This window comes from Tardiphaga sp. (assembly GCF_044336785.1).
Taxonomy (GTDB): Bacteria; Pseudomonadota; Alphaproteobacteria; order Rhizobiales; family Xanthobacteraceae; genus Tardiphaga.
In genome coordinates this window covers 1-20,854 of the sequence record NZ_JBIIOT010000028.1, presented here as the reverse complement: position 1 = coordinate 20,854, position 20,854 = coordinate 1, and the positions used below count along the sequence as shown (strand labels likewise).

The following is a 20,854-nucleotide window of genomic DNA, read 5'->3' as shown; positions in this document are numbered from 1 at the left end:
AGCGCGCGTTGCGGCGGATTACGCCTTCGGCTTATCCGCCCTACGATCGATCACCGCGAGAGCCAACAATGTCCCTGTCATCCGCCAAGAACTACGCTTTGCGCGCCGCCAAATCGCAGGATCAGAAGGAAGCCACCGAACTGCTGTCCAAGGCGATCATGGAATTGACGCTGGCGATCGAGGCGCAGGAGGCGAAGATCAAGAAGATCAACAAAGGCGGCTGATCCCGCTGCGCTCACGGCCTTGCGAGTGAACCAAACCCGGTTCCAGCCGTTCAATGTTCCCACCATCAAAGGAACATGACATGAGCGCGCTCAGCAAAATCAAAGAACATATGGAAGTCATCGGCGCCGACGGCGTGCATGTGGGGACCGTCGATAAGGTCGAGGGCAACCGCATCAAGCTGACCAAGAAAGACTCAGGCGAAGGGCACCACAAGGGACATCACCATTTTATCGATGGTGGCCTCGTGGCCGATATCGAAGGCGACAAGGTGCGCCTGTCGGCCAATGGCGCGGTGGCATTCTCGCTGGAAGAAGAAAAATAAGCCGTTCAAAATCCAGCCGGGGAGGCGGGCGTGGCGGTCTGCGAGTTCTGCGAGCGCGAGATTCCCGGCGGCGCAGGCGTCTGCCATCACTGCGGGCGTTTGCAGGCGTCGCCTGCTGAACGGCGCCTGACGATGATCAAAACGGCCACCGCCATTGTAATGGCGATGGCCGTCTTTCTGTTGTGGGGGAAGTTCGTCGGCTTCACGCCAGGCTGATGCGCTTACTTCACTTCCATCTGCAAGCCTTCCTTATCGATGATGCCCTTGAATTTCAGGGCCTCGGCTTCGATGAAGGTCTGGTATTGCGCGGGCGTGCCATAGTCGGGCACGGCGCCCATGGCCGCGATGCTCTTCTTGGCGGCGTCGGTGGCGAGCAGCACCTTGATCTGCTCGTTGAGGGCGGTCACGGCTTCGGTCGGTGTGCTCTTCGGATAGAACGCGCCGAACCAGGTCGAGACATCGAAATTCGCGAGTTCAGGCACGCCGGTCTCGCGCATCGACGGCACATTCGGGCACTGCGCATTCCGTTCGGGTGTCGTCACCGCGAGCGCGTTAAGCTTGCCGTCGAGCACCTGCGGCAGCGACGGATAGAGATTGTCGCACAGGATCTGCACGTCGCCGGCCAATGCCGCCTGCAGGGCCGGACCTGCGCCACGGAACGGGACGTGCTGCATCTTGAGGCCTGTGAGCTGCAGCCACCATGCGCCGGTGAGATGCGGGCTCTGGCCGACGCCGGATGACGCGTAGTTCAGCTTGTCCGGATTGGCCTTGATATAGGCGATCAGCTCCGGGATCGTCTTGATCCCCACGCTCGGATGCGCGCACATGATGTTGGGCAGCTTGATCATGTTGGAGACCGGCTGCAGCTGGTCGATCTTGTAGGGCAGGTTCTTGAAGATGCTGTAGGCGATGGCATTCGGGCCGGGATTGCCGATCAGGATGGTGTGACCATCGCCCTTGAGGCGCGCGACTTCAGCAACGCCGATGGTGCCGCCGCCGCCCGAACGGTTTTCCACCACGACCGACTGGCCCCACACCGGCTGCAGATGCGCGGCGAGCATGCGGCCCATCACGTCGGTGGATCCGCCGGCCGCAGCAGGCACGATGACGCGGACGGTTTCGGTGGGCTTCCATTCGCCGGCACCAAGGCTTGCGCGCGGCAGGATCGCAGCCGTTGAAAGTGCGGCAGCACCGGTGAGTATGCGGCGGCGCGTAACCAGTTTGGTCATCACATTTCCTCTCTTGGATTTATTACTTTGGCTCTTAGCGAAAACCGTAGTCAGAGCTGTGACGGCAGACAAGACGTGTTGGCGCTGCGAACAACAAAAAGCCCCGCAGCTTGTGCTGCGGGGCTTTTTGAATTTCGTAGGGCGGATTAGCCACCGGGTCGCGCGAAGCTCGCCCGATGATGAACTCCGCGTCATCCGCCGCGGAGTTTCCGTTGTGAACTCGGCCGGCGGATTACGGCTTCGCCTAATCCGCCCTACGGCCGCAGTTGTTAGCGGAAGCTCACCAACCGGAACAGCGGTGCGAGATAGCTCATCTCCGAGCCCGAGGTCGGCGTGGTGCGGCTGATGAAGTCGAAGATCTTGCCGTCCTGCAGACCATAATTGGCAAGACGCGTGACCCTGCGATTCTTGTCGAAATAAATGGCAATGACACGCTGGTCGGTGACACTTTGCTGCATGAAGGCGACGGGTCGTTCGGCGCGCTGCGAGATGTAATAGAACACTTCGCCGTTCAGCGTGGCGACGGTGGACGGGGTGCCCATCACGATCAGCACCTGATCCTGGCTGGCACCGATCGGGATCTGCTCCAGCGCGCCGGGGGGCAGGATGTAGCCCTTCTGGAATTGCTCGGCGCAGGCGCCCAGCGACAGGCAGACGGCGGCAACGGCCACGGCTGAGCGGACCCGGCGCCAGTTCAGGCGCGATCCGCGGATGGCAGTGCTCAGGCTCGAATTGATCATCGTGGAGGAAATCCCCATCCTCTAGGCGCTTCCGGGGCTCTTGCATCCCGGAAGGCGTTGACGTACCGGGCAGAACCCTCGAATGCAACATGCGCGTGCCCGACCGGCCCGCAAGGAACCCGTCATGATCTGGCCGTTCAGTCGATTCAGGAAGTCCCCGGCGCGATTGCGCGGCACCATTGAAGCGATCTATGGCATGATCGTGGCGCAGGCGAGAGAACCGTTGTTTTACCGTGATTTAGCAGCTCCCGACACGGTCGATGGGCGTTTCGATATGTTGCTGGTCCAGCTGTGGCTGGTGCTGCGGCGGCTGGATCCCAGGAGCGAACTGGCGCAGGGGCTTTTTGACAAGTTCTGCGACGACATGGACGACAATCTGCGCGAACTCGGCACCAGCGACATGAAGGTGCCCAGGAAGATGCGGGACTTCGGCAGCGCCTTCTATGGTCGCACCAAGGCCTATGATGTGGCTCTGGCCGAGGGCGGCGAGGCGCTGGCAGCGGCGCTGTCGAAGAATATCTATAATGGCCGCGATCTCGATCAGGCCCGGCAGCTCGCAGCTTACGTGGAAGCGGCCGATCATCATTTCGCCGGGCTCGATCCGGCGACATTCACCTCCGGCGCGTGGCGGTTTCCGTCGCCCGCGGCAACTTTGGTAACGACATGAGCAAATCCGATCGCGGCCAGAAGCCATCGCAGCTTCCGCCGTCGCAACTCCCGCCGCCGCCCTGGAGCGTGCCGGTCCCGGTGACCGAAATCCCGGATACGGGACTGTATCAGACCATCGAGGCGCGGCCGGAGAAGCGCAAGGCGATGGCCGAACTCGGCGGTGTGCCGGATATCGCGGCTGTGAAGGCCGAGTTGCGGCTGCTGCCGGTCAAGGGCGGCACGGTGCATGTCACCGGCCGGGTGACGGGCAAGGTGACCCAGATCTGCGTGGTGTCGCTCGATCCGTTCGAGAACGAGATCGATGAGGACGTGGATGTGGTGTTCGCGCCGCCCTCGCAGATTCGCGAGCTGGCCGATTCGGCCGACGAGGACGACGGCGAGAGCGATGACGACCGGCCGGATCCACCGGAGCCGATCGAGAACGGGGCGATCGACATCGGCAAACTGGTGACGGACGCGCTGTTTCTGGGTCTCGATCCCTATCCGCGCAAGCCGGACGCGGTGTTCGAGGACCAGGTCGAGGCGCCGAATCCCGACGAACACCCGTTTGCAGCGCTGAAGGCGCTGCAGGACGCGCCTGCGAAGCCGTAAAAGGGGTGATCGGAGGCGCCCGGCTCCGATTCTCGCCCGGTTCCACCCCCGCGGCTGGCGCGGGAAAACGCCCGGTCAAGGTGTTGTGTCAAATGGCGGAAACGCTATTGTCGCGCGCCGTAAAGGGGTACATGCCATAGCTTTACTGCCGCCGGTCGCGGCAGTTCGTCGGCGGCCATGTGGATGATGCCGCTCAAGACAGGTTTCCAGGACGTACATGGCTAAAAAGGTTCGCATCGCGCTCGACGCCATGGGCGGTGACTTCGGCCCATCGGTGGTCATCCCCGGCGCGGCGATTTCGCTGACCCGGCACCCCGACAGCGAATTCGTGCTGGTCGGCGACAGCGCCAAGATCGAGGCCGAGCTGGCCAACCACCCGGCACTGAAAAAAGTGTCGAAGGTGATCCATTCCGACGTCGCCGTGTCCATGCATGACAAGCCGAGCCAGGCATTGCGCCGCGGCCGCAAGGTGTCGTCCATGTGGATGGCGATCGATGCCGTGAAGCAGGGCGAAGCCGATGTGGCCGTCTCCGCCGGCAATACCGGTGCGCTGATGGCGATGGCGCGGTTCTGCCTGCGCACTCTGCCGGGGATCGATCGCCCGGCGATTGCCGCGGTGTGGCCAACCATGCGCGGCGACAGCATCGTGCTCGATCTCGGCGCCACCATCGGCGGCGATGCGCATCACCTCAAATCGCTGGCGATCATGGGCAGTGCCATGGCGCGGGTGATGTTCGATCTCGAGCGTCCGACCGTGGGCCTGCTCAATATCGGCGTCGAGGAAGTGAAGGGCGGCGAGGAAATCCGCGAGGCAGCCGAGCTGTTGCGCGCCGCCGATCTGCCGCAACTCAAATTCATCGGCTTCGTCGAGGGCGACGGCATCGGCAAGGGCGACGCCGATGTCATCGTCACGGAAGGCTTTTCCGGCAATATCGCACTGAAGGCGGCCGAAGGCACCGCGCGCCAGATCGCCGAATATCTGCGCGGCGCCATGAGCCGCACCTGGCGCTCCAAGATCGGCTATCTGTTCGCCAAGAACGCCTTCAAGGCGCTGCGCGACAAGATGGATCCGTCGAAATCCAATGGCGGCGTGTTTCTCGGCCTCAAGGGCATCGTGGTGAAGAGCCATGGCGGCACCGATGCCGATGGCTTCGCTTATGCGGTGGATGTCGCCTATGACATGGTCCGCTACGACCTTCTCAACAAGATCAATGAAACGCTCGACCGCGATCATGGTGCTGTCTCTGCGCCCGCGGCCGCGCAGGAGGCTGTCTCGTGATACGTTCGGTCGTGCTCGGCTGCGGCTCCTATCTGCCGGAGCGCATTCTCACCAATACTGAACTGGCCCAGAAGGTCGATACGTCGGACGAGTGGATCGTCCAGCGCACCGGCATCCAGCAGCGCCACATTGCGGCCGAAGGCGAGTTCACCTCGCATCTCGCCATCAAGGCAGCACAGGCGGCGCTGAAGAATGCCGGCATCGACGCGCAGTCGATCGACCTGATCGTGCTCGCCACCTCGACGCCGGACAATACGTTTCCCGCGACAGCTGTGGCCGTGCAGAACGCACTCGGCATCACGCACGGCGCAGCATTCGACCTGCAGGCCGTGTGTTCCGGCTTCATCTTTGCGCTGACCACCGCTGACAGCCTGCTGCGCACCGGCGCCGGCAAGCGTGCGCTGGTGATCGGTGCCGAAACCTTTTCGCGAATCCTCGACTGGACCGACCGCGGCACCTGCGTGCTGTTCGGCGACGGCGCCGGCGCCGTGGTGCTCGAAGCACAGGACGGGGCAGGGACGACCGCCGATCGCGGCGTGCTCACCACGCATCTGCGCTCCGACGGCCGGCACAAGGAAAAGCTGTTCGTCGATGGCGGCCCGTCCTCGACGCAGACCGTGGGTTATCTCCGCATGGAAGGCCGCGAGGTCTTCAAGCATGCGGTGGGCATGATCACCGACGTGATCGTCGATGCTTTCGCTGCGACCGGTGCGAATGCGGACAGCATCGACTGGTTCGTGCCGCATCAGGCCAACAAGCGCATTATCGATGCGTCCGCGCATAAATTGCATATTGCGCCGCAGAAGGTGGTGCTCACGGTGGATCGCCATGGCAACACCTCGGCGGCGTCGATCCCGCTGGCACTATCTGTTGCGGTCAATGACGGGCGCATCAAGAAAGGTGACCTGGTATTGCTCGAAGCCATGGGCGGCGGTTTCACCTGGGGCTCGGCGCTTGTCCGCTGGTGATGGTGGCAAAACCACAACATCTCAAATTGTCTCGACTTTCCATGCGCTTGCAACGCCCTGCGGTGTTGACCCCGTCCCGTTAACCTCCTAGTTTCCGTGACGAATTTCGGTTCGCCGAGAAGTTTTTGGGGCTGGCATGACGGGCACGGGAAAAACAGTCACACGCGTCGATCTGTGCGAGGCGGTCTATCAAAAGGTAGGCTTGTCGCGCACGGAGTCATCGGCGTTTGTTGAACTTGTTCTGAAAGAGATCACGGATTGTCTGGAAAAGGGTGAGACAGTGAAACTGTCCTCGTTCGGCTCCTTCATGGTGCGTAGTAAAGGCGAGCGCATCGGACGCAATCCGAAGACGGGCACGGAAGTACCGATCTCGCCGCGGCGGGTGATGGTGTTCAAGCCGTCGGCGATCCTGAAACAGCGGATCAACGGCAATGTCGATGCCGTCGGTAACGGCAAAGACCACGACGAGTAGACCTTGATTTGACGCGTTTTCTTCTCGCGAACCGGTTTCCACTTCGCTTGAAAGCGCTTTGATATAGCAACGGGATGAACCACAGGAATCCTGCACTTGGATAAAGCGCCGGATGCGTTTCGGACCATCAGCGAGGTCGCCGACGACCTCGATATTCCGCAGCATGTGCTGCGGTTCTGGGAAACGCGGTTCACTCAAATCAAACCGATGAAGCGATCCGGCGGCCGGCGATATTATCGCCCGGACGACGTCGATCTGCTGCGCGGCATCCGCCGGTTGCTGTATGGCGAGGGCTACACGATCCGCGGTGTGCAGCGGATTCTCAAAGAGAACGGCATCAAGGCGGTGCAGGGGCTGGTGGACGGAGAGGCCACGCCGGCCTTCGCGCCCGTGCCTGCGCGCGGGGCGGAGCCACGGATGACGTCGGCGGCCCCGCTGATGACGCGACCGGCTGCGAAGGCGCCGGTGGTCGAGGACGAGCCGGACGAAGAGGCTGAGGCCGAACTCGAAGATGAGCTCGAGGACGAGGAAACGGCCGACGAGGACTCCGGGGACGCCGAGGAGGAGGAGTCTGACGAGGACGATTCCGAAGAGGGCGACGAGGAGGAATCCGACGACGAGGACGCGGACGAAGAAGAGTCCGAGGACGACGAGTCTGAAGAGGAAGGCGCCGACGAAGAGGAGGTGGCAGAACCAGTCGCCGCCCGCAAGGCGCCTGACGTCGTGGCGCGCCGCGAGCCCGATCTGCGTCCGCCGACCGGGGCCGCGCCGGAGGTGCGCACCGATCCCGCGCTACGCGCTGCGCCGCGCGTTGAACCGCGTCTGCAGCAGGCCATCGGCCGCACAGATCCGGCGTCCATGAGCCGTGCCAATCCGATGCCGGCGGTTCGTGCGAATCCCGCTCCGCCGCAACCGCGCTTGAATCCCCAGCCATCGCCGCAACCGAGTCCGGAGGTTCGCTCGCTCGACCGCGAAAGGCTGGAATTGGTGCTCGAGGATCTGCTCGCAGCCCGCCGCGCGCTCGATGCGGCGATGAAGGATGGCGGCGGTTGACCCGACGCCCGCTGGCAGCGGCATGCCGGCTAACCGGCGAGGAACTTAGCTGAGGGTCGGTCAGTTGTATCGGGCAGATACCCTGATCCGAGGTGGTGACATGACCCATTGGCATTCGGCTGCTGGTGCCCATGATTTCCAGCATAAAGAGATCCAGCACGAAGATGACGTCGGCTACTATGGCGGATGGACCATCAGTGGCCTGGCTGTCCTGGCTACGATTGGCGCCGTATGGCTCATCGGGATGTAGCCTGATCGGCATCAACGAACCGGTGTTGCGTGGCCAATGTTCCCTAATGGCTCAAAACGACCTTGCTTGTCGGGGCGAATATCCCTAATCAATCAGCGCCGTCAGGCATTCGGAGCGTAGCGCAGCCCGGTTAGCGCACTAGTCTGGGAGACTAGGGGTCGGAGGTTCGAATCCTCTCGCTCCGACCATTAAATCATTGAAACTGCTTGATAAGCGACAAAAAGGCCCGGATTGCTCCGGGCCTTTTGTCGTCTTGCGGCTATCAGTAATAGCCGTAGCTGCGGTAATAGCGCGGGCCGCCGCCGTAATAGCCGTAGCGCGGGCCATCATAATAACGGGGACCGCCGTAATAGCGCGGACCACCGTAATAGCCCGGTCCCGGACCATAGGCGTATGCGCCGCTAGCTGCGGCACCGGCCACCAGCGCGCCGGCTGCGAGGCCGAGGCCGATGGCGGCGCCGCGACCACCACGTGCTTCTGCAGGCTTGGTGGTGATGGTTGCAGCGCCCAGCGCTGCAATGGTGGCGAGAGCGATTGCCATTCTCTTCATGTTGCTTCTCCTTGTTCTCGGGAAGGCAACGTGTGGCTTCGCGCATCGTTCATGCCCCAGGGGCAATGCAGCCATATGGAACCGGGCAGGGAACCCAAACAACAAAAATGACCCGGAACCGAAAGCTCCGAGCCATTTCCACGCAGACGTACATCCGGCCTGCGTTAACCTGATGACCACTGTGAGTCGTGATCGTTAATGCGACGTTAGCGTCAGCATAAGAATGTGTGATGACGTGCGCACGTCAGTTTTGTGCGCGATCAGCCCGAAGGCCCTTCGACCTCATCAATGTCCTTGTCGGGAAGCATGCCGCTGCCCGGCGTCTTGTGGTGGTCGGTGAGTTCGGGCTTGTCGTGAGGGCCGGCCGGCGAGACTTCCTCGTCCGGCTTGGACTTGTCGTGATCGCGCTTCGTTTTGGGATCGGTCATGCGGTGGAAACGCCCGTCGCAACATGACGTTCCCATTCGATCCGAGGCGATGCCATTTGGCGTCATATGCTTTGAATCAAATCGGAACCTTTAGATCACCTTCGACTTGTCCCCGCAGATTTCACAGGAAGGGACACAATGATCAAGAAATTGGCTCTGCTGGCTGCTGCCGGCCTTCTCTATATCGGCACTCCGGCGGCTCCGGCTGCAGCTCAGGGCATCAATGTCCAGATCGGCGGCGGTGGTTATCATGGTGGCCATCGCGGCTATCATCGCGGCCCCGGCTATCATCGTGGTCCCGGCTATCGCCACAGCCGCGCCTATTACGGCCCGCGTCACGGCCATCGCCATGGCTATCATGGCGGCCGTACCAAGACGATCATCGTTCGCTAAAGCGGACGACATTCAACGGCAACAGCCTCGCGCAAGCGGGGCTGTTTTCGTTTGAGCAATGGGTTGAGTGGATCAGTGCCCGATCCAGGGCTCGGCGAGATAGCGCAGCAGTTTCGCTTCGCGTCGGCCGCGCGACACGGTGTCGAGAATGAGACCGGAGAACAGCGAGATCACCGCGACCAGCATGATGCCGGTGGAGAGGATCGCGGTGGGAAAGCGTGGCACCAGGCCTTCTTCCACATAAGTGAGGAAGAGCGGGATCGACAGGATCACCGACATCGATGCCAGCGTGATCGCGATGGTGGTGAAGAAGCGCAGCGGCTTCTCCGAGCGATAGAGTTTCAGGATGGTGCCGAGAATACGGAAGCCATCGCGCCAGGTGTTGAGCTTGCTGTGCGATCCGGCCGGCCGCGAGAAATAGGGCGTCTGCATTTCCGCGACGGGGATCGAGAGTTCGAGCGCGTGAACGCTGAGCTCGGTCTCGATCTCGAAGCCATCAGACAGCACGGGGATGGTCTTGACGAAACGGCGCGAGAACACGCGATAGCCCGACAGGATATCCTCGAAGCCGCGGCCAAACGTGTCGGCAAGAAAGCGCGTCAGCAGAAAATTGCCGGTGCGGTGACCTGGGCGATAGGCGGCCGTATCCTGATCGACGCGCTGGGCGACCACCATGTCGAGGCGTTCATCGATCAGCTTGGCGATCATGGCGGGCGCGCTGGCGGCATTATAGGTCGCGTCGCCATCCACCATCACATAGATGTCGGCATCGACGTCGGCGAACATGCGGCGCACCACATGGCCCTTGCCCTGATGCAGTTCGCTGCGCACCTGGGCGCCTGCAGCGCTGGCGATAGCCACCGTGTCGTCGGAGGAGTTGTTGTCATAGACATAGACCTCGGCCATCGGCAATGCGGCACGGAAATCATGCACGACCTGAGCGATGGCGGCGGCCTCGTTGAAACAGGGGACGAGCACGGCGATGCGGATGCTGGCTTCCGTCATCGTGCGGGCAGTCCTTCTGTATGAGTTGTGAATTCATCGGCGTGGCGCGCTGTCGCCATATAGCGCTGGGTGGCGACGAACAGGCCCCACATCAGGCCGAGCATCAGCCAGAAATGACGCCAGTGATCGGTGTCGATGATGAAGGCCTCGCCGACCGTGCCGAGATAGGCGGAGAACACTGCGAGATAAGGCCGCTGCCACGGCGTCCGCACGAAGATGTAGCGAAAGCCGATCAGGGCGGTGGTGAAGACCAGCGCCGGATAGACCACGCCGGAAATCCAGCCGCCGGACATGAAGGCGTTGAGATAGGAATTATGCGTGTCTTCGGGGAAGAACTTGTTGAATTGCAGCGGGCCGATGCCAAGCGGCAGATCGAGCGCCATCTGTGCGCCCAGCAAATGACGGCCGAAACGGCCGAAGCGGCCTTCATCGTATTTCTGGTCGAACGAGGCGCGCTGCTGGAACATGTCGCGGATGAAGTCGAATTGCAGCAGGATCACCAGCACGAGTACCAATGCCACGATGGCGGCGATCGCCATGAGGACGATGCGCGAGCGCTGCCGATTGGTCTGGCTGGTCAGCATCATCAATAGCAGCATGAAGGCGGCGGTGAGGGCGAGCAGGCCCCAGGCGGCGCGCGAGAAGGCGAGCAGCAGCGCCAGCGTGATGATGCCGAGCAGGATGGTCGAGCGCAGCGAGCGGCCAAAGCCGTCGCTGACGACGCTTTGCAGGCAGAACAAGGCCGGCAGCACCAGGAATGCGCCAAACACGTTGGGGTCCTTGAAGGTGCCGGCGGCGCGGCCATAGAGCGTGAAGAGTTCACCGGGCGTCAGGCGCAGATAGCCGGCGATGCCGGCCAGCGATGCGATCACGGCACCTGCGATCAGGCCGGAGCGCAGATAATGCAGCCGCGCGGCGGTGTCTTCGGAGACGACGAGGGCGATGAAGATCGCGGTGACCGCCATGTACCAGGAGGTCAGGATCCAATAGACGATCGGCTGCTGGTCGAGCAGTGGCAAAGCGCAGATCGTGTAGCCGAGATTGACGGCGAACAGCAGCAGCGCCAGCGGCATGAAAGCGAGCCGCATACGCAGGCCGGTGGCGGCGAACACCACGACCGAGGTCAGCGCGAAGATTTCATAAGGGCTGGGCTCGATGAAAACGATGGCCCCGCCCATGCCCATCAGCCACAGCAGCCCGTGCTGAAGCGTCACGACGGCCGGGGCCGTCGGCGCTGCATAAGCGTAATCGCTGGACGCGTGCATGGTCATGCGGCGATGTTAGCGGGGGCGGGTGAATGAGTGGTGTAGGATCAGTCTCGGCCCTCATCCTGAGGAGCGGCCTCTCGGCCGCGTCTCGAAGGATGGCGGCACGCTCGGAGCCAAGCCAGCTCATGGTTCGAGACGGCGCTTCGCGCCTCCTCACCATGAGGGTGGGAGTCCCCTCAATACGCGTTCTCGTTCTTGGTCAGCATCGAGATCGGCGTGCGGAACAGGATATAGGCGTCGAACAGCACCGACCAGTTCTCGATGTAATACAGATCGAACTCGACGCGCTTCTGGATCTTCTCTTCGCTGTCGACTTCGCCGCGCCAGCCATTGACCTGGGCCCAGCCGGTGATGCCCGGCTTGACGCGGTGGCGGGCGAAATAGCCGTCCACGGCTTCGTCCAGCAACTGGCTCTGCAGCTTTTGTTGCACTGCATGCGGACGGGGGCCGACCAGCGAGAGATTGCCCTTGAACACCACATTGAACAGCTGCGGCAGCTCGTCGATGCTGGATTTGCGGATGAAGCGACCGACACGGGTGACGCGCTTGTCGCCTTTGGTCACCACCGTCTTGGCCAGCGGATCGGCCTGGTCGTGATAGAGCGAGCGAAACTTGAAGACGTCGATGCGCTCATTGTTGAAGCCAAACCGCTTCTGCCGGAACAGCACCGGGCCAGGGCTGTCGAGCTTGATGGCCAGCGCCACGAGCGCCATGAAGGGCAGCGCGCAGAGCAGCGCGAGGCCGCCGACCACATGGTCGAACAGCCATTTCATCACCAGGTCCCAGTCGGTGATCGGCGCCTCGAACACGTCGAGGGTCGGCACCTTGCCGAGATAGGAATAGGAGCGGGGTCGGAAGCGCAGCTTGTTGGTATGCGCGGACAGGCGGATATCCACCGGCAGCACCCACAGCTTCTTCAGCATTTCAAGGATGCGCGTCTCGGCCGAGATCGGCAATGCGAACAGCACGAGATCGACGCGGGTGCGGCGGGCGAATTCGATGATGTCGTCGATCTTGCCGAGTTTCGGCGCGCCGGAAATCGTGTCCATCGAGCGCTTGTCGTTGCGGTCGTCGAAGACGCCGAGGATCTGGATGTCGGAATCCTCCTGCGACTGCAATTCCCGGATCAGCTGCTCGCCATTGACATCGGCGCCGACGATCACGGTGCGGCGCGCAAGGCGGCCCTGCTGCGCCCAGCGAACGATGAGCGCGCGCAGCACGGTGCGTTGCGCGATCAGCGCAATGAGACCGACAATAAAGAATGACGACAGCCAGACGCGCGACACCGCGTCGCCGAACTTGGCAAAGAACAGTACGCCGATGAACAGCAGGAACACGAAGGCCCAGGCCGACACCATGCGGGTCAGCTGCTTCACACGGCCACGAAACATCTGCAGATGATAGATATCGGCGGCCTGAAAGCACGCAACCGCGACGGCGGACAATGCGATGATGCCTGCGAGATATTCCCAGGAGAAGCCGGCGGCGCGCACCACATAGGAAAAATAGAGCACGGTGCCGACAAGGCTGAGCATCACGAAATCGACCGCGCGAACGACGCCGGTGATGACCACCGGCGAATAGGCGGAGCGGACTTTCTGTTCGACGAGGGCGAGTGCTTCTGGCGTGAGCCGGCGGCGGCGTTCGAACTGGCGCGGCGCGGATGCGTCGGTCGCAGCAGCGTCGATCATTGAGCGTGCGTTGATCGGATCCAAAGCGAATTTCCCGTTATTGCGAGGCAAGCGACGGCGGTGCGTCGAGCCTACTCCTTTTCCGCTGAATTAGCGGATAAATCGGAAGAATTCGTTACAAGTTAATGAGAGTTAATGCTTCGCAAACGCTGCGCGGTAGCCGGCGACGACGCCTTCCACCATGGCATCCTGCGAGAAGTGCTGCTGGATGCGTTCGCGTAGTATCATGGCACGCGCACGCGTGCCGTTGAGATCACCGAGTGCTGTTTTGATCGCCTCGGCCATGGCGCCGGCATTGCTCGGCGCAAACAATGCATCGGTGTGCGGACCGAAGATTTCCGGGATGCCGCCGACATTGGCGGCGATCATCGGCACGCCGGCAGCGCCGGCCTCGATCACCACATAGGGCATGCTGTCGCCGCGCGACGGCACCACCAGCAGGCGCCCCTTGGAGAAGCCGAAACGCGGCTTCACATGGCCGATGAAGCGCACGGCGCCGCCGAGGCCGAGGCGCTCGATCTGTGCTTTCAGCGCATGGGTCTCTTCGCCGTCGCCGCCGAGGGTGAGGGTGACGGCATGGCCATCGGCGCGCAGCCGCGCGACCGCATCGACCAGGAGGTCTGCGCCCTTGATGCGGCGGAATTCGCCGACATAGCAGATGTCGGTGGCGTCCTCGGCGAGTTCGACCGGCTCGAATTCGCCGGCGGTGACGCCATTGAAGACGCATTTCACGAGGCCCGACGGCGTGCCGATCATGCGCTGATAGGTGTCGCGCGCGAAGGCGCTCTCGAACAGGAACAGTTCGGTGCGGTTCATCAGTGCGCGTTCGAGACGGCTATAGAAGGCGCCCTTGGGCGTGTTCTGTGGATAATGCAGCGAGCCGCCATGGGGCGTGTAGATGCGGATGGTGCCTTTTGCATGGCCCTTGAGGCGCACGAAGGCGCCGGCCTTGGCGCCGTGGCCATGCAGCACATCGGGCTTCAGCTGACGCACGAGGCTCTTGAACTTGAACCAGACCGCAATGTCGGTCGGATCGGGCTCGCGCTTGATGGGCAGGCGATGGATGCCGAGGGTCATGCGCGGAGCGATCTCGGCCAATGCGGCGTCGGCGCGCTCGCCGCCGGTCAGGCTGTCGGCGAGAATTCCGACCTGATGGCCGCGATCGGCCTGGCCATTGGCGACATCGATGATGTGACGGAAGATGCCACCGACAGGCGCGCGCACGGCGTGCAGGATTCGGAGTGGCTTATCCGTGGCATACATGCGTGAGACCAGCATTCGGGAAGGGCGCGAGGCCCCTGGACCGGAAATTCCTGAAGCAATTAACTTCAATAAGCGCCATCGCCGTTAACAAAGCGTGAGGCTGCGGGATTCGCCCAGCCCGAGCGCTGCGCGCAGGTCGGTCAACCTGCGCGATTAACCGGCCGGCAACCTTAATCGCATTTAATCGATTCCGTTGAGTAGGCGCTGTGGCGTTCTGTAGGGGTATGCGATGCGTTGGCCGTTTGGGCGTGCAAAGAAGAGTGATGCGTCGGTTGATCAGGCCATCAAGGCTCCCGTCGCAGAAAAGCCCGTCTCGCCGCTGAAGTCGGCGTTCAGCTCCAGACCAAAAGAATCGATCGTCGAAGAGCGCGTGACATCGTCCACGCCGCCGCAGCTTGGTGATCTCGATCTCGGCGCCCTCGGCCGCGCGCTGCTGCGCAAGCGGATGTGGGTGATCGTGCCGACACTGGTGGCCGCCGTCGGCTCCATCGTTCTCGTCAATCTCATCACGCCCCGTTACAAGTCGGAATCCCGCATCCTCATCGATGGCCGTGAAAACATCTTCCTGCGGCCGAATGGCGAGCGCAGCGAAGAGCGCCTGTCGCTCGACCCCGAGGCTGTCGCCAGCCAGGTGCAGCTGGTGCTGTCGCGCGATCTTGCGCGCGAGGTGATCAAGAAGAACAAGCTCGCCGAGCGCCCGGAATTCGATCCCGTGCTGAAGGGCGCGCAGCCGTGGAAGTCGCTGCTGGCGCTGATCGGTGCGGCGCGCGATCCGTTCTCGATGACGCCGGAAGAGCGCGTGCTGGATTCCTATTATGAGCGGCTGACTGCCTTCGCGGTGGACAAGTCGCGCGTGATCGTCGTGGAATTCCAGTCGGCCGATCCCGATCTTGCAGCGCGTGTCGCCAATTCCATCGCCGATGGTTACCTCGTGATGCAGCAGAGCGCACGGCAGCAGCAGGCCAAGGCGGCCGGGCAGTGGCTGTCGGGCGAAATCGATGATCTCCGCAAGAAGGTCAATGATGCGGAATCGCGGGCCGAGGAGTTTCGTTCGAAATCGAGCCTGTTCATCGGCACCAACAATACGTCGCTGTCCAACCAGCAGCTCGGCGAGATCAACAGCCAGCTGGGCAATGCGCGGGCCTTGAAATCGGATGCGGAATCCAGATCGCGATTGATCAAGGAGATGCTGCAGACCGGCAAGCCGATCGAGTTCTCCGAGGTGCTGAATTCCGACCTGATCCGCCGCCTGTCCGAGCAGCGCGTGACGCTGCGTGCGCAGCTGGCCGAGCAGTCATCGACCTTGCTCGATGCGCATCCGCGTATCAAGGAGCTGCGAGCGCAGCTCGGCGATCTCGACAAGCAACTGCGTGATGAGGCTGCCAAATTGTCGCGTTCGTTCGAGAACGATGCGCGCGTCGCGGCCGGCCGTGTCGATGGACTCACCAACAGCCTCGAACAACTGAAGCGCCAGGCGTCGAGCAGCAATGGCCAGGACGTGCAGCTGCGCGCGCTCGAGCGCGAAGCCAAGGCACAGCGCGACCTGCTGGAATCCTATCTCGCCAAATATCGCGAGGCGACCACGCGTGAAAATATTGATGGCGCGCCGACCGACGGCCGCATCATCTCGCGCGCCATCGTCTCCAACACCCCGGCCTATCCGAAGAAGCTGCCGATCGTGCTGATCGCCACGCTGGCCACGCTGATCCTCACCGCGGGCAGCATCGTCACCGGCGAATTGCTGCGCATGACGGCGCCGCAAGGGCCGGTGTCAGGTACCACGCGGGTGACGCAGGCATCGCGCCGTGTCGAGCCGGACGTGCAGCCCCATGCGGAGCCGGTCATGCCGCAGATGCCGGCGCCATCGGCGACGATCGTGCCTGAGCCCGCACCTGTCGCGGCACCTGCACCTGTTGCTGCGACGCCGACCATCGTGCCGGAGCCGGAAGCTGCATTGGTGCAGTCGCCGCTGCGGGATCATCATCCCGAACTCGCCGCCGGTGTGACGGAGATCGAGCAGCTCGCCCGCGATATCCGCGCCGCTGGACCTGCCGCGCGCAAGATCACTGTGCTCGGCACCGGCCATAATGACAGCATTTCGCTCACCGCCCTGACGCTGGCGCGCATCCTGGCGCGTGACGCCAAGGTCGTGCTGGTGGATCTGTCGGTGTCGTCACCGACCTTGAAGGCGGTGTCGAACGATCCGTCGGCGCCGGGTCTTGCGGATCTGATGCTGGGCGAAGCTTCGTTCGGCCAGGTGATCACGAAGGACCGGATGTCGGGGCTGCATATGGTCTTGGCGGGTCGTGCCAGCGCTGACCGTACGTTGCTGCAGTCACCGCGCCTGACCATGGCGCTGGATGCGCTGCTGCGGGTCTATGATCATGTGTTGCTCGATGCCGGCACCGCTGCTGATCTGCCGGCCGGCATGCTGACCGCGCAGGCCCGCGCCATCGTGGTGCCGGAAGCGGGCATGGGGATGGAAGCGCGGGCGCGCATGGCGGAGGAGCTGAGGGCTGTCGGTTTCGGCGATGTCCGCATGCTGCGTTCAGTGGCGGAAGCACCGAATGGCGATGAGCCGAACGGGCATGGGCCGCGCGTGGTGGCGGCTTAATGCATTTGTAGGATGGGTGGAGCGCAGCGATACCCATCACCGCCGGGCGCTGGTGGTGATGGGTATCGCTGCGCTCAACCCATCCTACGTTCTAGCGCTGAAACGCGCTGCGCAGCTTCTGCGCCATCTGCAGCAGGGCTGGCGATTGCTTCACCATTCGCTTGGCATGGGCCATCGATGACAGGCCGAGCGCACCGAGTCGGCCGCGCGTGGTCAGCGGGATGTAGCTGTCGAAGATGATCTCGTCATCCTTGCAGAACATCCGCTTGTAGTCGCCTTCGCCGATGCCGAGATCGAGCGACTCGATGCCGCGCTCGGCATAGTAATCCACGATGCTGCGCATCAGGATCAGGCCGGGGCTGTATTTCGCATTGGCCGACATGGTGTAGGTGTTGAACATCATCGAGAAGCGATGCTCGTCGGTGACGCCGGCATACATGGCGATGACTTCCTCGTCGCAGACGAGGGCGTGGACATCGATGGCATAGCCGCCGGTTCGGGGCGCAGCACAAGCCTCCCGCAAAAACCCTTCGATGCCGGGCTCGGCAAACACGTCGGGCAGGCCCTGTTCGGCCATGCGCAGGGGCTTCACGGCAAAGAACATGTCGAGCACACGATTCACTTCAGCCGGTGTCGTCGCATGAAGATAGCCGTAGCCGGGCAGGCCCTTGTATTTGGCCTCCTTGGTCTTCAGCCGCTTGCGCATCGAGCTGGAGACGCGATCGGTCGGCACCGCATCGGGGACCATGATCAATAGCGGGCATTCATTCGCCGATGGCTGATGCGCCAGCAGAGCCAGCGGATTGGCGATGCCGCGCCAGCTTTGCGGTTGCTGCAGCATGGCCAGCACGTCGATCTTGTCGGAGCCGGACTGGATGCCCTTGAGGAGCACATCCATCTCGGCGCGCGTTGCGGTCTCCGCAAAATCGCGGCGCCACAGCGGCATATTGAACGTGACGTGTTTGCCACCGGGGAAGCTGGCCACGCGCATGCCATTCTCGCGGCTGACGACGAGCGGCAGCAACATCAGTGGCTGCTGATCATTGTCGTAGGCGACGACAATGAGAGGCTGCACACCTTCGGCCTTACCGGCATGGGCCTGCCAGGCGGAGAGGAAGTCGAAGCGTTGATAGGGCGTCGCGAGATGCGCGGCTGTCTCGAACTGCCGCCAGATCGGTTCGGCGCTGGCGAAATCATGCAGGATATCGACCCGCGCAATACGGGGCGCGCCGGGACGTGCCGCGATTGGTGTTTCCATTGCCGCAGCCATTGTCATTGCGATGCCCGATCGGGGATTTTTAGGTTTGAGGTGCAGTTTTGCAAAGAAATCTCAACAAACGGTAAGGACTATGGCAGCGCGGAGATGGCCGCGGCGGGGTGTGCGGTGTCGTTGGGAACGGATTGGACGGCGCTCAAACTGGAACTCGCCTATGCCAGCGGGCTTTGGCGATTGCTGGAACCGTCGCGCGGCGGCGCCGGTATCATCCTCAAATTCGAGCGCGTGCGACCGGCGCGCGATGCCGCGTTCCAGCCGCTCAAGGCGAGCGAGATCACACCGCAATTCCTGCATCGGGTGATCAAAAGCCTGAAGCGCTGGCCGCTCGACATTGTTTCCATGGATGAAGCCTGCCGTCGCGTGCAGGCGCCGCAGTCAGGTCGCCGTTTCGTCGCGCTGACCTTCGATGCGGCGACGCGCGATTTTCTCGATTATGCGTGGCCGCTGCTGTCCGGCCATCAGGTGCCGTTCACGCTCTACCTGCCAAGCGCGTTTCCCGATGGGCTCGGACGGATGTGGGGGCTGGCGCTGGAGCAGGTGATCGCGGGGCAGGACCGCATCAATGTGGTTGTCGATGACGTCAGGCGATATTTCGAGACGGCGGATATCGCCGGGAAATATCTCGCGCATCATTATCTCGACGGCTGGCTGCGCAGCCTGCCGCCGCGCGCGCTGGATGTTGCCATCGACGATCTCTGCCTGCGTTACGATGTCGATCTCGGGGCTTTATCGCGCGAAGCTGCCATGACGTGGGACGATGTCGCGGTCTTTGCCGCCGATCCCCTGGTAACGATCGGCACCAGCACGTTGCATCATGCGATCCTCGCAAATCTCGACGATGCCACTGCGAAGCGCGAGATGGCGATGGGACAGGCCGTCGCCCAGGCGGCACTGCCGGTGTCGCCGCGGCATTTTGCGTATCCGTTCGGCGACAAGACTGCGTTTGGTGCGCGGGATGTTGCGATGGCAGCGGAGCAGGGTTTTACGAGCGCGGTGACGTCGGTGCCGGGTGTCGTGAAGCCAGCGGCAAGCTTGCATGCGTTGCCGCGATTGGCCTGGGACGGGCGGCGGAGCTCGCTGCGGATCTTGCGCGTGATGATGAGCGGCTGGATGTAGGGCGGATGAGCGAGGCGTAATCCGCCGGCCGACTGCATGCAGCGAAGGACGGCGGATGACGGCTTCGCCTCATCCGCCCGACGGCTTTAAGCGTCTTCCGGGTCCGGTTTCTGCATCCAGCTGATGATCGGCATCGCCGGCAGCACCCAGCCGATGCCCGCCACCACGTAGAAGATCGCCTGTCGCCAGCCCGAGGCGGCGAGCCAGGGCATCTGCGCCATGGCCATGCCGAGCAGCGACCACACCACCACGAGAATCAGGAGGAGGATGGTTCCGATGAATTTGCGGGTGCGGATTTTCATGAGCGGTAAGTGGCGGATGATCCGGGGAGGGTGGGCAAAGTGCCCAGCTTTGCAGGGGTCTGGGCGCGGACTATAAGGGGCGCGAAAATTCGTTCAAAGCGATCATTTCGTAGCACCGGATATCGTCACCATGATTGCCCCAGCTCAAAGCCAAAGGGCTCAAAGCCACGGCGTTGAAATCCGCGACAAGGAATTGCGCCCGGTCCGCCTGTGGCTGATGGTGGTCGCGGCCATGATCGTCGCCATGGTGCTGGTCGGCGGCGCCACGCGGCTGACGGAATCGGGATTGTCCATCACCGAATGGAAACCGGTCACCGGGACGCTGCCGCCGCTCACCGAGGCGCACTGGCACGAGGCTTTCGAGGCCTACAAGAAGATCCCGCAATATCGCGAGCTCAATCACGGCATGAGCCTCGCCGAGTTCAAAAACATCTTCTGGTGGGAGTGGAGCCATCGCTTGCTCGGCCGCACCATCGGCATGGTGTTCCTGCTGCCGTTCCTGTTTTTCCTGTGGCGTCGCAAGGTGCCGTCCGCATTCAAGAAGCCGCTCTGGGTGATCTTTGCACTCGGCGGCCTGCAGGGCTTTGTCGGCTGGTGGATGGTGGCGTCAGGCCTGACGCATCGCGTCGAGGTCTCGCAATATCGCCTCGCGGTGCATCTGATGCTGGCGCTGATCATCTTTGCCGCCATCGTGTGGGTGCTCAGGCGAATGAGTGCTGGCGTCACGGTGCCGGCGTCGGCGCGGCTGCGCGTGACGAGTTGGGTGTTGCTCGGGCTCACGTTTCTGCAGATCTATTTCGGCGCGCTGGTGGCGGGACTGCGTGCCGGGCGTGTCTTCAATACCTGGCCTGATATCGACGGCGCGTTCATTCCGTCGGCTGCGCGGCTGTTCTTCGAGGATCCGTGGTGGCGCAACATGTTCGACAATGCGCTGACGGTGCAATTCCAGCATCGCATGACGGCCTATCTGCTGTTCGCCGTCGCGATCTGGCACGCGCTCGATGCGGTGATGGCACGGGCGGAGCGGTCGGTGGTGAACGGCGCGTTATGGCTGGTGGCGACGATTGCCGTGCAGGCCATGCTCGGTATCATGACATTGCTGCAGCAGGTGCCGATCGACCTTGCGCTGATGCATCAGGGCGTGGCGATC

The 20,854-nt window shown here is 62.6% G+C and carries 22 protein-coding genes, 1 tRNA gene and 1 pseudogene; 14 read left to right on the top strand and 10 right to left on the bottom strand.

Translation table 11 applies throughout. The features are described from left to right. Nucleotides 1-68: 68 nt before the first annotated feature. From ACIQ2A_RS10690 to ACIQ2A_RS10680, 3 genes are all read left to right on the top strand, one after another. On the top strand, nucleotides 69-224 hold the full coding sequence (locus ACIQ2A_RS10690) for a hypothetical protein (protein ID WP_398478727.1): 156 nt from the start codon (nucleotides 69-71) through the stop codon (nucleotides 222-224). An 80-nt stretch (nucleotides 225-304) separates the two neighbouring features. After that, on the top strand, nucleotides 305-547 hold the full coding sequence (locus ACIQ2A_RS10685) for a DUF2171 domain-containing protein (protein ID WP_398478725.1): 243 nt from the start codon (nucleotides 305-307) through the stop codon (nucleotides 545-547). Nucleotides 548-577: 30 nt separating this feature from the next. Next, nucleotides 578-763, top strand: coding sequence for a hypothetical protein (locus tag ACIQ2A_RS10680; RefSeq protein WP_398478723.1), 186 nt, complete (start codon nucleotides 578-580; stop codon nucleotides 761-763). A gap of 5 nt (nucleotides 764-768) precedes the next feature. Here ACIQ2A_RS10680 and ACIQ2A_RS10675 read toward each other — a convergent pair whose 3' ends face one another. Both ACIQ2A_RS10675 and ACIQ2A_RS10670 read right to left on the bottom strand, forming a co-directional pair. Next, complete coding sequence (locus tag ACIQ2A_RS10675; protein ID WP_398478721.1) at nucleotides 769-1,776, bottom strand: Bug family tripartite tricarboxylate transporter substrate binding protein; 1,008 nt, start codon at nucleotides 1,774-1,776, stop codon at nucleotides 769-771. A gap of 269 nt (nucleotides 1,777-2,045) precedes the next feature. Continuing rightward, nucleotides 2,046-2,516 (bottom strand): outer membrane protein assembly factor BamE, encoded by a 471-nt coding sequence (locus tag ACIQ2A_RS10670; RefSeq protein WP_398478719.1) that lies wholly within the window; start codon nucleotides 2,514-2,516, stop codon nucleotides 2,046-2,048. A gap of 124 nt (nucleotides 2,517-2,640) precedes the next feature. On the opposite strand from ACIQ2A_RS10670, the gene ACIQ2A_RS10665 reads away from it, so the two are divergent. The 7 genes and pseudogenes from ACIQ2A_RS10665 (at nucleotide 2,641) to ACIQ2A_RS10635 (ending at nucleotide 7,986) form a co-directional block, all read left to right on the top strand. Then, nucleotides 2,641-3,183 (top strand): ubiquinol-cytochrome C chaperone family protein, encoded by a 543-nt coding sequence (locus ACIQ2A_RS10665; protein WP_398478717.1) that lies wholly within the window; start codon nucleotides 2,641-2,643, stop codon nucleotides 3,181-3,183. Beyond that, complete coding sequence (locus tag ACIQ2A_RS10660) at nucleotides 3,180-3,776, top strand: YceD family protein (protein WP_398478715.1); 597 nt, start codon at nucleotides 3,180-3,182, stop codon at nucleotides 3,774-3,776. The genes ACIQ2A_RS10665 and ACIQ2A_RS10660 overlap by 4 nt, the downstream gene beginning before the upstream one ends. Nucleotides 3,777-3,993: 217 nt before the next feature. Continuing rightward, nucleotides 3,994-5,055, top strand: coding sequence for a phosphate acyltransferase PlsX (gene plsX / locus ACIQ2A_RS10655; RefSeq protein WP_398478713.1), 1,062 nt, complete (start codon nucleotides 3,994-3,996; stop codon nucleotides 5,053-5,055). After that, nucleotides 5,052-6,023 (top strand): beta-ketoacyl-ACP synthase III, encoded by a 972-nt coding sequence (locus ACIQ2A_RS10650; RefSeq protein ID WP_398478711.1) that lies wholly within the window; start codon nucleotides 5,052-5,054, stop codon nucleotides 6,021-6,023. The genes plsX and ACIQ2A_RS10650 overlap by 4 nt, the downstream gene beginning before the upstream one ends. A 136-nt stretch (nucleotides 6,024-6,159) precedes the next feature. Further along, nucleotides 6,160-6,495 (top strand): integration host factor subunit alpha, encoded by a 336-nt coding sequence (locus ACIQ2A_RS10645; protein ID WP_398478709.1) that lies wholly within the window; start codon nucleotides 6,160-6,162, stop codon nucleotides 6,493-6,495. A 96-nt stretch (nucleotides 6,496-6,591) separates the two neighbouring features. Beyond that, nucleotides 6,592-6,862, top strand: a pseudogene (locus tag ACIQ2A_RS10640) (MerR family transcriptional regulator); the annotation flags it as partial. A gap of 1,046 nt (nucleotides 6,863-7,908) precedes the next feature. Then, nucleotides 7,909-7,986, top strand: a tRNA-Pro gene (locus tag ACIQ2A_RS10635). Nucleotides 7,987-8,060: 74 nt separating this feature from the next. Here the strand turns inward: ACIQ2A_RS10635 and ACIQ2A_RS10630 are convergent. Together ACIQ2A_RS10630 and ACIQ2A_RS10625 are read right to left on the bottom strand one after the other, a co-directional pair. Then, nucleotides 8,061-8,348 carry a hypothetical protein gene (locus ACIQ2A_RS10630; RefSeq protein WP_398478707.1) on the bottom strand — a complete coding sequence of 96 codons (288 nt, stop codon included), beginning with the start codon at nucleotides 8,346-8,348 and terminating at the stop codon, nucleotides 8,061-8,063. A 260-nt stretch (nucleotides 8,349-8,608) separates the two neighbouring features. Next, a complete protein-coding gene (locus ACIQ2A_RS10625) occupies nucleotides 8,609-8,776 on the bottom strand; it encodes a hypothetical protein (protein WP_398478705.1) in 168 nt (55 codons plus the stop codon). A 138-nt stretch (nucleotides 8,777-8,914) separates the two neighbouring features. Here ACIQ2A_RS10625 and ACIQ2A_RS10620 point away from each other — a divergent pair, with 138 nt between their 5' ends. Next, nucleotides 8,915-9,169: a hypothetical protein gene (locus ACIQ2A_RS10620; protein WP_398478703.1), complete on the top strand. Its 255-nt coding sequence runs from the start codon at nucleotides 8,915-8,917 to the stop codon at nucleotides 9,167-9,169. A 72-nt stretch (nucleotides 9,170-9,241) separates the two neighbouring features. On the opposite strand, the gene ACIQ2A_RS10615 is transcribed toward ACIQ2A_RS10620, so the two are convergent. From ACIQ2A_RS10615 to ACIQ2A_RS10600, 4 genes are all read right to left on the bottom strand, one after another. Beyond that, entirely contained in the window at nucleotides 9,242-10,174 is a 933-nt protein-coding gene (locus ACIQ2A_RS10615; protein ID WP_398478701.1) for a glycosyltransferase family 2 protein, read from the bottom strand. Next, nucleotides 10,171-11,445 carry an O-antigen ligase family protein gene (locus ACIQ2A_RS10610; RefSeq protein WP_398478699.1) on the bottom strand — a complete coding sequence of 425 codons (1,275 nt, stop codon included), beginning with the start codon at nucleotides 11,443-11,445 and terminating at the stop codon, nucleotides 10,171-10,173. Before ACIQ2A_RS10610 ends, ACIQ2A_RS10615 begins: the two co-directional genes overlap by 4 nt. A gap of 173 nt (nucleotides 11,446-11,618) precedes the next feature. Then, nucleotides 11,619-13,157 carry an undecaprenyl-phosphate glucose phosphotransferase gene (locus ACIQ2A_RS10605; RefSeq protein ID WP_398478697.1) on the bottom strand — a complete coding sequence of 513 codons (1,539 nt, stop codon included), beginning with the start codon at nucleotides 13,155-13,157 and terminating at the stop codon, nucleotides 11,619-11,621. A gap of 108 nt (nucleotides 13,158-13,265) precedes the next feature. Beyond that, the gene (locus ACIQ2A_RS10600; RefSeq protein ID WP_398478694.1) at nucleotides 13,266-14,396 is read right to left on the bottom strand and encodes a glycosyltransferase family 4 protein; all 1,131 of its coding nucleotides are present in this window, start codon (nucleotides 14,394-14,396) and stop codon (nucleotides 13,266-13,268) included. A gap of 229 nt (nucleotides 14,397-14,625) precedes the next feature. Between ACIQ2A_RS10600 and ACIQ2A_RS10595 the strand changes: the two genes are divergently transcribed. Continuing rightward, nucleotides 14,626-17,010 (top strand): GumC family protein, encoded by a 2,385-nt coding sequence (locus ACIQ2A_RS10595; protein ID WP_398478692.1) that lies wholly within the window; start codon nucleotides 14,626-14,628, stop codon nucleotides 17,008-17,010. A gap of 91 nt (nucleotides 17,011-17,101) precedes the next feature. Here the strand turns inward: ACIQ2A_RS10595 and ACIQ2A_RS10590 are convergent, their stop codons facing one another. Continuing rightward, complete coding sequence (locus ACIQ2A_RS10590) at nucleotides 17,102-18,286, bottom strand: GNAT family N-acetyltransferase (protein WP_398478690.1); 1,185 nt, start codon at nucleotides 18,284-18,286, stop codon at nucleotides 17,102-17,104. A gap of 108 nt (nucleotides 18,287-18,394) precedes the next feature. Between ACIQ2A_RS10590 and ACIQ2A_RS10585 the strand changes: the two genes are divergently transcribed. Further along, nucleotides 18,395-19,402, top strand: a complete 1,008-nt coding sequence (locus ACIQ2A_RS10585; protein ID WP_398478688.1) for a polysaccharide deacetylase family protein — start codon at nucleotides 18,395-18,397, stop codon at nucleotides 19,400-19,402. 86 nt (nucleotides 19,403-19,488) lie between these two features. On the opposite strand, the gene ACIQ2A_RS10580 is transcribed toward ACIQ2A_RS10585, so the two are convergent. Further along, nucleotides 19,489-19,704, bottom strand: coding sequence for a DUF2842 domain-containing protein (locus tag ACIQ2A_RS10580; RefSeq protein WP_398478686.1), 216 nt, complete (start codon nucleotides 19,702-19,704; stop codon nucleotides 19,489-19,491). 217 nt (nucleotides 19,705-19,921) lie between these two features. On the opposite strand from ACIQ2A_RS10580, the gene ACIQ2A_RS10575 reads away from it, so the two are divergent. Beyond that, the coding region (locus tag ACIQ2A_RS10575; RefSeq protein WP_398478781.1) for a COX15/CtaA family protein at nucleotides 19,922-20,854 on the top strand (933 nt) is incomplete at its 3' end.